The organism is Wolbachia endosymbiont (group A) of Therophilus tumidulus, from assembly GCF_964277345.1.
GTDB classification, from domain to species: Bacteria; Pseudomonadota; Alphaproteobacteria; order Rickettsiales; family Anaplasmataceae; genus Wolbachia; species Wolbachia pipientis.
This window is the reverse complement of the sequence record NZ_OZ195515.1, coordinates 286,092-301,167: the sequence shown is the minus strand read 5'-3', so window position 1 is coordinate 301,167 and position 15,076 is coordinate 286,092. Positions and strand designations below refer to the sequence as shown.

The 15,076-nt window shown below is 35.8% G+C and carries 16 protein-coding genes; 8 read left to right on the top strand and 8 right to left on the bottom strand.

Going from position 1 to position 15,076, the window contains the following annotated elements; all coding sequences use genetic code 11:
* Nucleotides 1–76 precede the first annotated feature (76 nt).
* The 4 genes from ACICQD_RS01560 to ACICQD_RS01545 form a co-directional block, all read right to left on the bottom strand.
* Entirely contained in the window at nucleotides 77–2,470 is a 2,394-nt protein-coding gene (locus ACICQD_RS01560) for an ankyrin repeat domain-containing protein (RefSeq protein WP_395461498.1), read from the bottom strand.
* A 1,471-nt stretch (nucleotides 2,471–3,941) separates the two neighbouring features.
* Nucleotides 3,942–4,520, bottom strand: coding sequence for an RlmE family RNA methyltransferase (locus tag ACICQD_RS01555; protein ID WP_341820521.1), 579 nt, complete (start codon nucleotides 4,518–4,520; stop codon nucleotides 3,942–3,944).
* A gap of 76 nt (nucleotides 4,521–4,596) precedes the next feature.
* Entirely contained in the window at nucleotides 4,597–5,172 is a 576-nt protein-coding gene (locus tag ACICQD_RS01550; RefSeq protein WP_395461497.1) for a PopZ family protein, read from the bottom strand.
* Between the two features lie 19 nt (nucleotides 5,173–5,191).
* On the bottom strand, nucleotides 5,192–6,415 hold the full coding sequence (locus ACICQD_RS01545) for a TolC family protein (protein ID WP_010082597.1): 1,224 nt from the start codon (nucleotides 6,413–6,415) through the stop codon (nucleotides 5,192–5,194).
* A gap of 129 nt (nucleotides 6,416–6,544) precedes the next feature.
* On the opposite strand from ACICQD_RS01545, the gene rplM reads away from it, so the two are divergent.
* The 3 genes from rplM to ACICQD_RS01530 all read left to right on the top strand — a co-directional run bounded on the left by rplM (nucleotide 6,545) and on the right by ACICQD_RS01530 (nucleotide 7,927).
* The gene (rplM, locus tag ACICQD_RS01540) at nucleotides 6,545–7,003 is read left to right on the top strand and encodes a 50S ribosomal protein L13 (RefSeq protein WP_010082596.1); all 459 of its coding nucleotides are present in this window, start codon (nucleotides 6,545–6,547) and stop codon (nucleotides 7,001–7,003) included.
* A gap of 10 nt (nucleotides 7,004–7,013) precedes the next feature.
* Entirely contained in the window at nucleotides 7,014–7,469 is a 456-nt protein-coding gene (rpsI, locus tag ACICQD_RS01535) for a 30S ribosomal protein S9 (protein WP_006279875.1), read from the top strand.
* Nucleotides 7,470–7,615: 146 nt separating this feature from the next.
* A complete protein-coding gene (locus tag ACICQD_RS01530; RefSeq protein WP_010082594.1) occupies nucleotides 7,616–7,927 on the top strand; it encodes an HU family DNA-binding protein in 312 nt (103 codons plus the stop codon).
* Here the strand turns inward: ACICQD_RS01530 and ACICQD_RS01525 are convergent.
* On the bottom strand, nucleotides 7,920–8,627 hold the full coding sequence (locus ACICQD_RS01525) for a pyridoxine 5'-phosphate synthase (protein WP_006279877.1): 708 nt from the start codon (nucleotides 8,625–8,627) through the stop codon (nucleotides 7,920–7,922). The genes ACICQD_RS01530 and ACICQD_RS01525 overlap by 8 nt on opposite strands.
* A gap of 136 nt (nucleotides 8,628–8,763) precedes the next feature.
* Between ACICQD_RS01525 and ACICQD_RS01520 the strand changes: the two genes are divergently transcribed.
* The 5 genes from ACICQD_RS01520 to ACICQD_RS01500 all read left to right on the top strand — a co-directional run bounded on the left by ACICQD_RS01520 (nucleotide 8,764) and on the right by ACICQD_RS01500 (nucleotide 11,023).
* A complete protein-coding gene (locus ACICQD_RS01520; protein ID WP_209472831.1) occupies nucleotides 8,764–9,066 on the top strand; it encodes a transposase in 303 nt (100 codons plus the stop codon).
* Nucleotides 9,051–9,485, top strand: a complete 435-nt coding sequence (locus ACICQD_RS01515) for an IS3 family transposase (protein ID WP_319606382.1) — start codon at nucleotides 9,051–9,053, stop codon at nucleotides 9,483–9,485. Before ACICQD_RS01520 ends, ACICQD_RS01515 begins: the two co-directional genes overlap by 16 nt.
* Nucleotides 9,486–9,488: 3 nt before the next feature.
* Nucleotides 9,489–9,650: a DDE-type integrase/transposase/recombinase gene (locus ACICQD_RS01510; RefSeq protein ID WP_010082071.1), complete on the top strand. Its 162-nt coding sequence runs from the start codon at nucleotides 9,489–9,491 to the stop codon at nucleotides 9,648–9,650.
* Nucleotides 9,643–9,807 (top strand): IS3 family transposase, encoded by a 165-nt coding sequence (locus ACICQD_RS01505; RefSeq protein WP_010082072.1) that lies wholly within the window; start codon nucleotides 9,643–9,645, stop codon nucleotides 9,805–9,807. Before ACICQD_RS01510 ends, ACICQD_RS01505 begins: the two co-directional genes overlap by 8 nt.
* Before the next feature lie 389 nt (nucleotides 9,808–10,196).
* Nucleotides 10,197–11,023, top strand: a protein-coding gene (locus tag ACICQD_RS01500) for an IS5 family transposase (protein WP_395461446.1) whose coding sequence is annotated in 2 segments (ribosomal slippage) — nucleotides 10,197–10,584 and nucleotides 10,584–11,023 — 828 coding nt in all. Because the reading frame shifts where the segments join, the coding sequence is not laid out codon by codon here.
* Nucleotides 11,024–11,183: 160 nt separating this feature from the next.
* On the opposite strand, the gene ACICQD_RS01495 is transcribed toward ACICQD_RS01500, so the two are convergent.
* From ACICQD_RS01495 to ACICQD_RS01485, 3 genes are all read right to left on the bottom strand, one after another.
* On the bottom strand, nucleotides 11,184–11,819 hold the full coding sequence (locus tag ACICQD_RS01495; protein WP_010962341.1) for a membrane protein: 636 nt from the start codon (nucleotides 11,817–11,819) through the stop codon (nucleotides 11,184–11,186).
* A 128-nt stretch (nucleotides 11,820–11,947) separates the two neighbouring features.
* The gene (gene leuS, locus ACICQD_RS01490) at nucleotides 11,948–14,464 is read right to left on the bottom strand and encodes a leucine--tRNA ligase (RefSeq protein ID WP_010962340.1); all 2,517 of its coding nucleotides are present in this window, start codon (nucleotides 14,462–14,464) and stop codon (nucleotides 11,948–11,950) included.
* Between the two features lie 12 nt (nucleotides 14,465–14,476).
* Nucleotides 14,477–15,073 (bottom strand): murein hydrolase activator EnvC family protein, encoded by a 597-nt coding sequence (locus ACICQD_RS01485; protein WP_006279879.1) that lies wholly within the window; start codon nucleotides 15,071–15,073, stop codon nucleotides 14,477–14,479.
* Between the last annotated feature and the right edge of the window lie 3 nt (nucleotides 15,074–15,076).

Sequence of the window (15,076 nt, the reverse complement as noted above, 5' to 3'; positions counted from 1 at the left end):
TGTGTAACTTACAAATACTTTTTACTACATTCCAGCGTCACGCGCTGGAATCTATAGCAAGTGTACAAATTAAATTTTACAAACACCGTTGTGCTGAATCTTGAATATTCACTTCTTTCAATTCAGTGTCAGGAGCGATGGGTTTTGATATTGTGTATGTAATGCCACCGGCTATCAGTGCAGATACCACAGAAGCTGCAACTATTAATAGAGCAGACAATCCGGAAGCAATACTAAGAGCAGCACCTACTGCTAACATAGCTGCAAGGCTCGCATAGGCAACTTTTGGGGAAAATTGTCTTTTTCCTACTTTTTCTAGTGACACTTCATTTGTTTTAGTTTTGCCCAGTTCACCATCAAGTGGTGTGTTTTCATTCTCCAGACTTCTTATTTTTTGTGTTAGTGATTCATTCTCTTTATTGAATTCTTTCAACTTAGTCTCATGTCCAACTATGCAACTTTTTGATTCTGCTAGTTCCTTTTGCGCTTTTTCTAACAACACTTTTGTTTTAGAATGCTTATTTTCGTTTTCTTCTAATTCGCTATTAAGTGTTGTATTTTTACTTTCTAGATCTTGTATTTTTTGTTCTAGTGATTCATTCTCTTCATTGAGTTTCTCCAGTGCTTCCAATTTAGTCTCATGTTCAGTGACACAATTTCTCAATTCTGTTAGTTCCTTTTGCGCTTTTTCTAATGGTACTTCGTTTTTTTTAGTTTTTGTTTTTTCTAATTCACCCTTAAGTGTTGTGTTTTCATTTTTTAGATTTTTTATTTCTTGTCTTAGTGATTCATTCTCTTCATTGAGTTTCTCCAGTGTGTCCAGCCTAGCTCCATGTCCAGTGATATAACTTTTCAATTCTGTTAGTTCCTTTTGCGCTTTTTCTAATGGTACTTCGTCTGTTTTAGTTTTTGTTTTTTCTAATTCACTATTAAGCGTTGTGTTTTTACTTTCTAGATCTTGTATTTTTTGTTTTAGCAATTCATTCTTTTTCTGCTCATCCTTTAGCTGAGTACGTAATTCTCTTAACTTAGCTTTACGTTTTTCAACCTTTTCTGCTTTTTCTGGAGTTTCCGTTGCGTTGTGTGTTTTGGAATGAGAAAAGGTACTAGGTACAACCTCAGATGGCTGATCACACATACTGTTTAGTCTATCTATTAGGTCTTCATCCTTTATCAATGAGCGATCTGCTCCATGCTTTATCAAAAGCTTTGCTAATTTTTTATTGTCATTTGCAAGAGCATAATATAAGGGAGTATGCTCAACTTTATCTTGTGCATTAACATTTGCTCCACCTTCTACTAGATATTCTGCAATCTCTACACAACCATATGCAGCAGCATAATGTAAAGGGGTCAGTCCATCTTTATCCTGTACATCAACTTTTGCTCCACATTTTACCAAAAGTTCCACTGATTCTTTATTGTTATCTGCAATAGCCCAATGTAAATGGATCACGCCATCTTTATCTTGTGCATTAATATCTTCTCCATTTTCTAATATAGATTGGCCTAAAGCTTCAGATTCATCTGCATCAAAATATATTCCACTATCGCCACTATTACTTTTATTTAAAAAGGTCTGTTCCCCATTATATGTAGTATACTGCTCTGGATGTTGACTGTGCAAGTCATTATGTTCTATGCGCTTCTGATTATTGGCAAGTCTTTGTTCTGCCTCTTGCAACTTTTGCGCCATAGCATCTCTTTCTCTTATAGCCTGTTCTTTTTCTAATGTATCATCTACTTTGTCTGTATTGTTTTCATTAACGATTGAGTTTGAAGAAGTCTGTTCATCCTCATCTTGTACATAGACTTTTTTGTTGTTTGGTGTAATTCTACTATTCTCTTCCTGATGTTTTGCACCCCATGCTTGTACTGCAGCAGTTACGTTATTTCCGTTCAAAGCTAAATTTCCTGGAGTTTTATTATTAGGCTGCAGTAAAGTGCCTTGTCTATAAGGTTGTCTTCTCGTAGCTCTTGTCTCAGCATAACGTTGTTCTCCTTCCTCTAACATTTTTATTATAGCCTTTTTACCTTCTACATCGCCGACAATATCCCTTGGAGTTCGGCCTTGACTATCTTTTAGTAAAGGATTTGCGTCATTATTCAATAAAAGCTGAACTATCTCTTGATGACCATGCAAAGCAGCAATGTGCAAAGCAGTTAGCTTAGACTTAGCTTCATCAAGTTCATATATTGGTTCATTAACTTTTGCTTCCTTTGCTAGTAGGAGTTTTACTATTGGTACACTGTTACATTCCACAGCAAGATGTACCAACATATAATTTACAATTTTGTCTGAATCTAATATACTGAACATCTTATCTATCTTCAAATTGTTATAAGTGCTATATACTATTGAGTCTGCACCTTTTAGCTTATTCCCTATTCTTTCAAGTAAATTATTCTCATTTAAACCTTCACTCTTGCTTACCTCATTTATTATTTCAAAAAACTTTTTCTTTTCCATTGCCGTAACCTTTCCTCTCAATTTATTTATTATTGCTGAACCATCTCACAAAAAAGTTAAGTTTGTCGAAATTCCATGTTTGATCTAAAAATTAGTCATAAACATTTTCTATGCAAGTAGCTGACACTGGTTCACTCTATAATGGTGTCACAGCAGTCCTACATCATGCCACCGCGAACCGTCATACCACGATTCATTCGCGGTATCTCATCCGCTAACTGTTCTCCCTCATCATACCGTCACGGTATCTCCAGATCCCGCTAACAAGTAGCGGGATGACGAGCTTATCTTCATGCCGCCACGAACCGTCATACCGCCGCGGCGCTAACAAGAGATCCCGCTAACAAGCAGCGGGATGACGAGCTTATCTTCATGCCGCCACGAACCGTCATACCGCCGCGGCGCTAACAAGAGATCCCGCTAACAAGCAGCGGGATGACGAGCTTATCTTCATGCCGCCACGAACCGTCATACCGCCGCGGCGCTAACAAGAGATCCCGCTAACAAGCAGCGGGATGACGAGGCTTACCTTATCGGATTGTTTCAACACGTCATACCGCGATTCATTCGCGGTATCTCATCCGCTAACAAGAGATCCCGCTAACACGTAGCGGGATGACGAGCTTATCTTCATGCCGCCACGAACCGTCATACCGCCGCGGCGCTAACAAGAGATCCCGCTAACAAGCAGCGGGATGACGAATTACTTAACCATCATTACACCGTCATACCGCGATTCATTCGCGGTATCTCTTAACATAGATCCCCTACTATACCTTAACATAGATCCCGCTAACACGTAGCGGGATGACGAATTACTTAACCATCATCTACACCGTCATACCGCGATTCATTCGCGGTATCTCTAGATCCCGCTAACACGTAGGGGAATGACGAGGTCATGCCGCCGCAAACCGTCATACCGCCGCGGTATCTCTTAGCCGCTAACACGTAGCGGGATGACGGTTGTCGTTTAGCCATAAATATTAAGAAATTTACCAAATAAAAAAAAAGGCAAAAGAAGCCCTGGGGTTATTATCTGCTTTAAAATATTGGCGTTTTTTATGTTTTAAACGCTTGACAAGGAAGATTTAGCTGCTTTTAATTGCAACTAACCTATGCTGCAAATGTTTAAGAAATTTACTAAGCAGAAAAAAAGACAAAGAATCCCCGAGTTAGCTAGTCCTTTACTATCTCTGTCGAGTATTGGCATTTTTTGATGTCTTGTAACGCTTTATAAGCGCGTTCAGCTTATTTAGATAAAAATCTAGATGTAGATGAAGTTTTGTAAAGACATACAGTATCTATATACTGCAAAAAATTGAACATAAGACGCCGATACATTAAGTAATCCTTACCTTTTAATCTGCAGATTGGCGAAAGCAAATACAATAGCTTCAGTTTCATGATAAGGGGGCTGGCGAGGTTTGTCAAGCAAGTTTTTTGTTTCTGCGGACTACCTAGATTAATATTATATAGAAGGTTTGCTGCCAATAAAGCCTAAACTTACCAAATACATTTCTGTAGATTCAGATCTACTTGACTTTGGTTTAAAGTATTTTACTGTTTTAAACATTTTTTTTAGCTCGTTACAAAAATCTTTGTCAGATTCTCCTTGGAAAATTTTTACTACAAACGTGCCACCATGGCTCAAGAAATGCTTTGCAAAATTGAGCGCTGCTTCGCATAAAAGCATAATTCTGATATGATCCAACGATTTTAAACCACAAGATTCGGGCGCCATGTCAGATAAAATTACATCAAATTTTTGATCCTTGAATTTTTCTCTTAAAATTTCAAACTCATTGATAATATCACATTGTATAAACTCTACTCCATTAATTGCATTCATTGGTTTTACGTCAAGAGCAACCACATTTGCACCTTTCTGAGATGCAACTTGTGACCATCCACCAGGAGAAGCACCAAGATCAATAATTTTTTGCCCTTCTTGGAATAATTTAAATTTGTTATCCATTTCTACCAGCTTATATGCTGAGCGTGACCTATAACCATCCTTGCTAGTTTTTTGCACATACTGATCATTCAAATGACGATGTAGCCACCTTGTTGAAGATAGTTTTCTGCCTCTAGCCGTCTTTACTCTAGTTTTTATTGCTAATACCCTACTTATTATTGATTATATCTTTAAGCTCTTTTTCAACTACTTCTTTTACCAGTGCATGTAGATATTTATTCAGCCATTCTGAGAGCTGAGGTTTTAAAAGAGATGTAACTAATTCTTCAACAGTAAGGTTCGCTTTTTTTTGTTGTTTATGCTGTAATTCGTTTTGCATTTTTCCAAGCAACGCTTTGATCTCTTCCATATTCTCTTTTAAAATTAGATGATCGTTATTTTGCCCTTGTAAGCCGCTATTACTCGCTTTGTTATTACTCATTTGGATATTATCGTACAAATAAATATCTTTTTTTTCTTCTGAATTGTAGCTATGGCCATTAAATTGGTTATTGTTGCAAGCCATTTCCTCACTTTGGTCATCATTATCAATGTCCTCTTTTTCATTATTTTCTTTTTTGCCATCTTCTTCTATTTCTTCTGGATACTCTTCCTCAAGGTATAGCACATCATCATTTTCATCCTTTATTTCTGCTTTATCGTTACTCGCGTTTTTACCCGATATAGCTTTTTTTATATCTTCTAGGATATCTTTTACAGATTGATTACCTTGTTCATCATGCATAGTGCTAATACCATTAAATTTAGAGGTTTATACTATTTATCATAAAAAGCAAGTTGTAAACACTAATCACATAATTGCTTTTTGCTTCAACTAAGTCTGAACGTGCTTTAAATAATGCATCTTCAGTGTCCAAAAGGTCAGATGTACTCTTTAAATTTAAGTTTACTTCTTGCTCAACTCCTTCCAATGCTAGAGCTGCTGCTTTTTCCGCTTCTTGACTTGCTTTGATAATGGCCTTTGCTGTCAACACATTATTCCAAGCATTTACAACTGCTTGTTCTATATTTTTTACCGTTTCATAATAATCGTAGGTAGATTTTTTTGCATCCATTTTAGCTTTACTGACACCAAAAGCATTAACTCCTCTCTTAAAGATTGGAACATCAAGAGTAAAAACTACATGAACATTTTCTAATAGTTTGTCTACCTTCATACCATCCTCCCCAAAATTTTTGCTTGCACTTAGATTTAAAGAAGGAAGCCACTTGGAGCTTTCAGCAATCACTTCCATTCCGGCTGCTCTTTTTTGATAAACTGCTGCTTTTAGAGATAAATTATTGGTTTTTGCTAACTGTAAACATTCATTTAGCTCTGGAACAGAAGGTAGTTTATCATTAGCTTCAGAAAGGTCATCAGCATCTTCGCCAATCAAATGATAATAAGCAATATTTACCAACTTTAATTTACCTTCAGCATCAACTCTTTCGGATATAGAAGACGAAAATTTTGCTTTTGCTAACAAAACTTCAGCATTGGTTACCTCTCCAAGGGAAAAGCGTTTTTTCATAGCTGACAAATGTTCCAAAGAAACGCGTTCTTTATGTTCTCTGAGCTTTAATATTTCTGTCTTTTGTAAAACATTAACATATGCTTTCACAGCATTAAGTGCAAGCTCTTGTTTTAATTGCTGAAATCGCATCTTTTCTGCTTTGAGAAGATGGCTTGATCGACTGAATGTGGCAAAGGTACCACCGCCATCGATTAATTTCTGGCGCAATGTAAGTTTTTTTTCAGATGTATCAAGATTAAAGTTACTATCGAAATTGTATTGCAAATTAATGTCAGGTAAAAATCCAGCTAACCCAGAAGATTTATAGTGTTTTTCTGCGCTTTTATATTGGTAAAATTGAGACTTTATTTTTGAGCTATTTTTGATGGCTTTGCTTATCACTTCTCCCACATCGGTTGCATAGCAACTTATAGTATTAAAAATGATCGCAAGTGTGATAATCAATCGAAACATTCTAATTCCTATGCATATTGGTTGCGCAGCTCAATTACTAACATAAATTACTTTAATAATCAATAACTAATATTGTTGACACTATTGAGAAATTAAGTATATCATAGCTTACTATTGTTGGATCAAATAATGAAGACTTTTTTCTTAAAGGAGAAACAAATCAATAAAAAGTGGTTTGTCATAGATGCAGAAGGATTAGTGGTAGGGAGGCTTGCAGCATTTGTAGCGACACTATTACGTGGAAAGCATAAACCTGAGTATACACCTCATATGGATTGTGGCGATAATGTAATTATTATCAACGCAGAAAAGGTGCATTTCACCGGAAAGAAGCTTAAAGATAAAATTTACTATAAGCATACAGGTTATTCTGGTGGTTTGAAGAAAACTACTCCAGATAATATTTTAAATGGCAAATTTCCTGAGCGTGTAATAGAAATGGCAGTGAAAAGGATGCTTGATGATGGGCCTATGGCACGTAGACGCTTTGAAAATTTGTATGTTTATTCTGGTTCAGAGCATAAGCATCAAGGACAGCAACCTGAAAAGATAGATTTTGCCTCTTTGAATCGTAAAAATAAAAAGTAATGGAGTAAAAATGAAGAGTTCTACAATAAATAACAATGATTGGTCAGAAAAGACAATTAAATCAGCAGTTGATTCGCTTGGTCGTTTATATGCTACAGGCCGAAGAAAAGAATCTGTAGCAAGAGTATGGATAAAGCCGGGGAGTGGAAAATTTAGTGTTAACAAAAAAGGCGATCTAATTTCTTATTTTAAAAGAGAGTCAGTGTGCCAAATAGTAAAAATGCCATTTGTTGCAACTTCCACATTGGATAAATACGATGTATTTGCAACTGTAAAAGGTGGAGGGCTATCTGGTCAAGCAGGTGCTCTAGCTCATGGAATAAGCAGAGCTTTAAGTAGTGTAAGCCAAGATTTGCATTCTATACTACGTAATGGTGAGTTCTTAACTAGAGATTCACGTGTTGTTGAACGTAAGAAATATGGTCAACATAAAGCTCGGAAAAAGTGTCAATTTTCTAAGAGATAGTTATTTTATAGGGGTGTTTTTTTGTAAGTATTATACAAATATTTGCAAAAATGTATGATATCCTCTATTTTTGTGATGAATTTAGTTGACTATCGGTGTCAACATAATATGCTATTTATGTGATTTTTTCAATATTAAGGTAATTTATGAGTAAAGAAGATATAATAAAACAATTAAAGGAAGATTGTTCTAGTCAGAATATAGATATAACAAAATCTGATTTGAGCAAGATTCATGATGCGTTTATTAAAATAATAAAGAATGAGCTGCATGGGAAAGGTGAAATACGTTTGCATGGAATAGGAACATTTTCTACTGCTATCAGTCAGGAAAAACAATGTCGTAACCCCCAAAGTGGTCAGATCATGACTGTTCCTAAAAAGACAAGGGTAAAATTTAAAGCAAGCCAAACTCTTTTAAGTATTTTAAATGAGAAGGAAAAAGCAGCAGTTAGTTAGACATTGTCATTTTCATTGTTTTTACTACGCTGTGTAAGCCGTAAAATACAGCTTCGCTAATTAAATAGTGGCCTATGTTAAGAGCTGAGATGTGAGGTATTCTTGTCATCTTCTTAGCGTGTTTATAAGTTATGCCATGTCCTGCGTGGCATTCTATTCCTAATTTATTGACGTACTCTGCAGCATTAGTAATTAACTGTAACTTTTTTTCTGATGGATTATCACAGTAATCCCCTGTGTGAATTTCTATTATGTCAGGTTTTGTCCCTAGCTTTTCAAGATATTTTAGTTGATCAATATTTGGATCGATAAACAGTGAGACTTTTATGCTAGAGCTATGCATTTCCTCTATTATACTAGAAAGTTTACTGTGCATATTCACGATATCCAGGCCACCTTCGGTTGTTAATTCTTCTCTTTTTTCTGGTACTATACTAATCGAATAGGGTTTTACCTTTTTTGCTATTTCAAGCATTTCTTCCGTGGCTGCAATTTCAAGATTTAGCTCAGTGCTAATGCTTTTTTTTAGGTTAAATACGTCTTCATCTCTAATATGCCTTCTATCTTCTCGTAAGTGTACAGTAATAAAGTCTGCTCCAGCGTCAATGGCTATTTCTGCTGCTTTCAATGGATCTGGATAAGAAGTTCCGCGTGCGTTGCGGAGGGTTGCAACGTGATCGATATTAACACCTAGTTTCACAATCTACCTCAGAAATTATTTATAGATTATACATGTTATTAGGTTTTTTGCATAGTCATTGTTTGACCTTACCCAGAAAAAGTGGAGAGAAAGAAAAGAGTTTTTTTGGGTAAAATAAAATTTTGGAGGATTAGAAATGGTAAGAGAATATACGGCAGAATTCAAATTGGAAGCTGTTAAACTGGCAAATGAACAAAGAAAGGCAGGTCAAACAATTACAAAAATAGCAAGAGATTTAGGAATAAAGGGTGGTTTATTAGGAAAATGGATGAAGAAATATAACGAAAAAAAGTCAGCGGCAAATGCATTTCCAGGTAGAGGTAACATGGCTCCTTACGACAAAGAGAGGTTTGATTTACAAAGCAAGAGTAACAAGGGAAAGAGACATTTAAAAAAAAGCCCTGGCCAGTCAAAAAGAGTAAAATATTTTTTTATATAGTAACTGCTATAAAGTACAGGAATTATGTAGGATTTTCTGCTAGTGGCTACTATAAGTGGACCACAAGAAAAATAAGCAGTAGAGAATCAGCAAATAAAGAGCTACTCGAAGCTATTCAAAAAATATATCAAGTTTCTAAATGTAGATATGGAGCTCCTAAAATTCATGCTGAATTGAAGGCTTTGGGTAAAAGTTGCAATTTGAAAACGGTGCAAAGTATTATGCAGAAAAATGACATCAGGGCTATACTGAAAAGAAAGTTTAAAATTAAAAAACAACAAACAGATAATAGAGCTGTAGCTCCCAATATATTAGACCAAAACTTTATTGTTGATCAACCAAATAAAGTATGGGATTACTTACATCAAAACCAAGGAGGGATGGCTATATTTGGCAGCAATAATTCTCACGTATGGTAGTTAATGAGTAGTGCAATAAATAAACAATTGGTTATGAACTCTTTATTAATGGCCATTAATAGGCGTAAACCTGTTAAAAATCTACTGCTGCACAGTGACCAAGGTTCACAATATACTGCGCAAGGGTATCAATATCTCTTAGCTGTAAAGAATATAGATGAGTAATAAAGGCTGTTGTTACGACAATTCTGTTGCAGAAAGCTTCTTTAGCTCATTGAAAAGAGAAATACTTATTGATACTTCACAACACTCTGCTCAACAAACTAGAACTGCAATATTTGAATACATAGAAATTTTTTATAACAAACAACGTCACTATTAACTATTGCATTCCAGAACAATTTGATGCATCATTCTTTTTGTAAAAAACATTCCACACTTTCTCTCCACTTTTTCTGGGTAAGGTCATTTTTGCCTTGACCAAGAAAAAATTCAGCTATTGCCTTACTTTCTCTTGCAACAACTTCTTCCTTAACAATTTTTCCTTTCTCATCAACGATACTTATAAAAGTTTCTTTTAGTGAGATCGCTATAATATTCCATGAGACTGCTCCTACTAATAAAAGTTTAAATTATTTTTGAAGAACTTATTCTACTGAATTCGTTACTTCGTGCTAAAATAATGGACTCCATCATTCAACAGCAATTACAGTAGACTTCTTTCGAAACTAGGATAAAGCAGTAAAAATAGTAATTTTGAGGTAAGGAGAAATGAAGTATGAAATAGTGAAAGAGCTCGATAAAGGGGAGTTTCGTCGACTAACAGGAGTAAAGAGATCAACATTTAACAAAATGGTAGGGATTTTATGTGAAGAAAATAAAAAAAAGAAAGCCAAAGGAGGAAGGAAAAATAAGCTAAACGAGGAGAATATGCTGCTCATGGTATTAGAATACTTACGAGAATACCGTACATATTTTCACATAAGTCAAAGTTATGGAGTAAGTGAAAGTACGGCATATAAAACTGTAAAATGGGTAGAGGATACTCTAATACAACACCAAGATTTCGCATTGCCAGGACGAAAAGAACTCCTAAAAAGCGACGTGAAATATGAGATTTTGGTGATTGATGCAACGGAAACACCTGTAGAGAGACCAAAAAAAAGCAGAAAAGATTTTATTCAGGAAAGAAGAAAAAACATACGCTAAAAACACAAATAATTGCAGAAAAGAAGAGCAAGAAAATTATTTGTACGTCATTTTCAAACGGGAGAAAGCATGACTTTCGGCTTTTCAAGGAGTCAAAAGTGCATGTATCAGAAGGTATAAAAGTTTTAGCCGATGCTGGCTATAGAGGTTTTCAGAAAATTCACAAAAATGTCGAGTTGCCACACAGAAGGATGAAAAAGAGTCCCTTAATTAAGGAAAAAAAGGTAGAAAATCGGGAGCTAGCAAGCAAAAGAGTAGTAGTTGAGAATGTAATTGGTCTGTTAAAAAGATTCAAAATTATTGCAGACAGATACCGCAATCGGAGAAAACGTTTTGGCTTGAGATTCAATTTAATAGCAGGAATTCACAATTTTGAGCTGTCTATATGAGTTTCGAAAGAGGTCTAGTATGTTTACCCTTTTTCTTGTTATTTTTCTAATCTATAGCTAGCGTTCAAAACCATATTCGAAAATACGTTTTCGGATTTTTTTTAATGCTGTTTATTTCATCCTCAACATCGTCTCTACCTTTATGAACTAAGTAGCAGCATTAAAAATTATAACGTACCCCTATCTCTAGAGTTGCATCTGGTATTTGTTTTGCTTTTATACCACTTAGTTGCCCACCCATGGTCATACCAACTGCACCAATTATCTGCGGAGTAATTTCATAATCAACACCTAACTTTAGTTTATAGGAAATAGAACTCAGTATTTTATCTACTACAGATGAACCAGCAGCTTCACCACCTGATTCTGGAGCACCTTGTGTTTCTTCTTCCTTTTCTTTTTCTTCTTGTGAACTATTGCCATCACCATCAACTGTATCACTAACACCAAAGCCAAAAGGTGTTATTTGGAGATATCCTCCTAAACCTCCGCTGACATATAGTTTAACGGGATCAATATCAAGGTCAGGATAGAAGCGGTAGTTTGCCAATAAGCTAGCTCCTATGCTCTTTAATGACTTAATATTACTGAGAACCTCAAGTTCAAATTTAGAGTTTTGGTCATAATGGTAACCAAGAACAACACCAGGTTTCATTTTAAAGCCACCACCCCAACCAGCACCAAAGTTTAAACCTGCATAGTACTTATCTTCTGACTTACTTGCACTATTACTAGCTGCACCTGCTAGAGATGAAGTAAGCAACACAGCCAAAACGCACAATCTCTTTATTTTCATATAACTCCTCATACAAAAAAATATATAATGCATAAGTATATATCCTTTATATTAAAAAAGATATAACTACATGTCAAAAAAAGTATAGCCATAAAATCAGATTATATAAAACGTACTACTCAGGTCTTTTATATAACTATATTTACTATCTTATTTGGTACAGCATATACAGTGCGAACTTTGCTTTGATCGATCTTACTGGACACAGAGTCTATCGCTATTTTCTTCAATTCTTCTTGAGGTAAGTTAATTGCCACCTTGATTGTTGTACGTAATTTTCCATTGATTTGCACTGCTATAGTTACCGTATCGTCAACTAATAATGATTCATCAGCTTTTGGCCAAGGTTGACCTCCTATTTCTTGCCATAGGCTTTCAGCTAGATGTGGTATGAATGGTTCGATTACTCTGATTAATATACATATACCTTCATCAATAAGAGATTTTCCAGTTTTTACGTCTATTTCAGCTATTAAATTCGTCATCTCACGAAATTTTGCCACTACACAGTTTAATCTGCAGTTTTCCAAGTCATCTGTAAGTCCGTGTAAGAGTTTATGAATTTTTTTTCTGTACTCTAGAAGTCCACCCGTAACATTTTCATTATCATAGTGTATATTTACAGGTCTTAGCTGCATGACCATACGCCACAATTTATTTACATAACGAGAACAACCTTCCACGCCATCATCGGACCATTCCATATCTTTCTCCGGAGGAGTGTCGGACAACACAAACAAGCGAGCAGTATCAGCACCATACTTTTCTATGATAAAGTTTGGGTCAACTGTATTCTTTTTCGATTTGCTCATTTTTTCAACTTTGCCCACTTGAACTTTTGCACCTCGCGCTATTAATTCTTTTGCTTCTGCGGGAAATAGCCACTTACCATTTTCGTCTTTATAAGTTGCATGGCAGACCATTCCTTGAGTGATTAAAGTAGAGAAAGGCTCTTTAATATCAAAATAGCCACATTTGGTTAAAGCACGGCAGAAAAATCTTGAATAAAGCAAATGCAGAATTGCATGTTCTATCCCACCTATATAATAATCAACAGGCATAAAACGATTACATGCATCTTTGTCTATTGATTTATCTTCACTACAGAATGCAGCAAAATACCAGGAAGATTCAAAAAAGGTGTCGAATGTATCAGTTTCACGCTCTGCTTGCTTTCCGCACTTTGGACAATCAACAAATTTCCAAGTTGGGTGCTTATCCAGCGGATTGCCACCACTTGTAAATTCTACATCTATTGGTAGAACTACAGGAAGGTCTTTTTCTGGCACTGGAACAGTTCCGCAATCTTTGCAATATATGATAGGTATAGGGCATCCCCAATAACGCTGCCTTGAAACTCCCCAATCGTGCAAACGATAGTTTATTGTTTTTTTGCCTATTTTTTTTTCTTCAAATTTTTTAACTATGGCTTCCTTTGCTTCACTAACCATTAATCCGTTTAAGAATTCGGAGTTAAACATTGTCCCGTCTCCAGTATACGCCTCCTTTGTCATCTGAGTAGCTTGACACTGGGATCCATTGTAAGAATTCTGGTCACGCGCTGGAATGACACCTAAGTGGGCTGAAGAAATAACGGGAATTATCGGCAAATTATATTTCTGTGCAAATTCAAAGTCACGCTGATCATGTGCAGGGCAACCAAAAATCGCGCCTTCCCCATATTCCATCAACACAAAATTCGCTATGTAAAGCGGCAATTCCTTATCAAGAAATGGATGTTTGACGTTTAATCCGGTGTAAACTCCTATTTTTTCATCGTTCTCTCTTTTTGATTTTATTTCCTGGATCCCAGTGTCAAGCACTGGGATGACAACAGAAGAACCATTCTTTAAATCCTGCACAATAGGATGCTCTGCTGCCACTGCACAAAAAGAAGCCCCAAACAAAGTATGAGGATAAGTTGTAAAAACTTTTAATTTCTTATTCAGGCCAACTACTTCAAACTCTATAGTTGCTCCTTCAGATTTTCCTATCCAACGCTCCTGCATTGTTTTGACTTTTTCTGGCCAATTTTTCAAACTTTGCAGGCACTTGAGTAAATCTTCAGCGAAATCAGTAATCTTTAAAAACCATTGGGACAACTTACGTTTTTCAACAACTGCACCTGATCGCCATCCTTTTCCATCAACCACCTGTTCATTTGCAAGCACTGTTTGGTCCACTGGATCCCAGTTAACCCATGATTCTTTTCGATAGGCAAGCCCATGCTTTAAAAAATCCAGGAAAAATTTTTGTTCGTGTTTGTAATAATCAGGCTCACATGTGGAGAGTTCACGCTCCCAATTATAAGAAAGACCTATAGATTTCAACTGTGTACGCATATTATCTATATTCTCTTTTGTCCATGTTTCGGGGCTAATATTGTTATCCCTTGCTGCATTCTCAGCTGGTAATCCAAACGCATCCCAGCCAATTGGATGCAAAACCTCAAATCCATTAGCTCTCTTGTAACGCGCTATCACATCCCCTATTGCATAGTTACGTAAGTGTCCCATATGAATTTTACCAGATGGATATGGAAACATTTCCAACACGTAACACTTTTCTTGTTTACCACTCTTGCTTACAGAAAAATCCCATTTATCTTGATAAAATTTTTCAACACTTTTAAAATCATATTTCATATAAATCCAAATTCAATTACAGTTCATATGCATCAAAGGATCAACCGCTTGGCCATTATGTCGTATTGTGAAACACATCTGTGGATCTTTATCTTGTGTGCTTGATTTACCTGCAGATCCAATTACTTGACCTTGCTTTACTTTATCGCCAATTTCAACATGTATGTTTTTTAAATAGGAGTACACAGTCATGTAATTATCTTTGTGTTCCACTATAATTAAATTCCCATACCATCTCAGCCCTTTGCCTACATATATCACTTTGCCTGGTGCAGAGGAAACTACGTTCGTTCCATTTTGAGCAGCAATTTTTATGCCATCCTTACACATTTCATCAGAAGAGGTAGCTGAACCTTTAACTGGCATTACAAATTTACAATTTACCCCCACATTTTGTGTATTATTGTTATCTTTGTATATCCTATTTATGATGGCTTTTCTACTTTCTTTTTGCACTGAAGGCTCCCTAATTAAATGGTACTCTCTTGTATATTCCAGATCTCTTTTTCCGTAAAATTCTTCGCCTTTAAGCAGCACAGGTGCAGGTTTTTGCAGGCCACAGCCTATTAATATTGCTAATAACATAAGAAATGAGGCTATATGCCACATTTT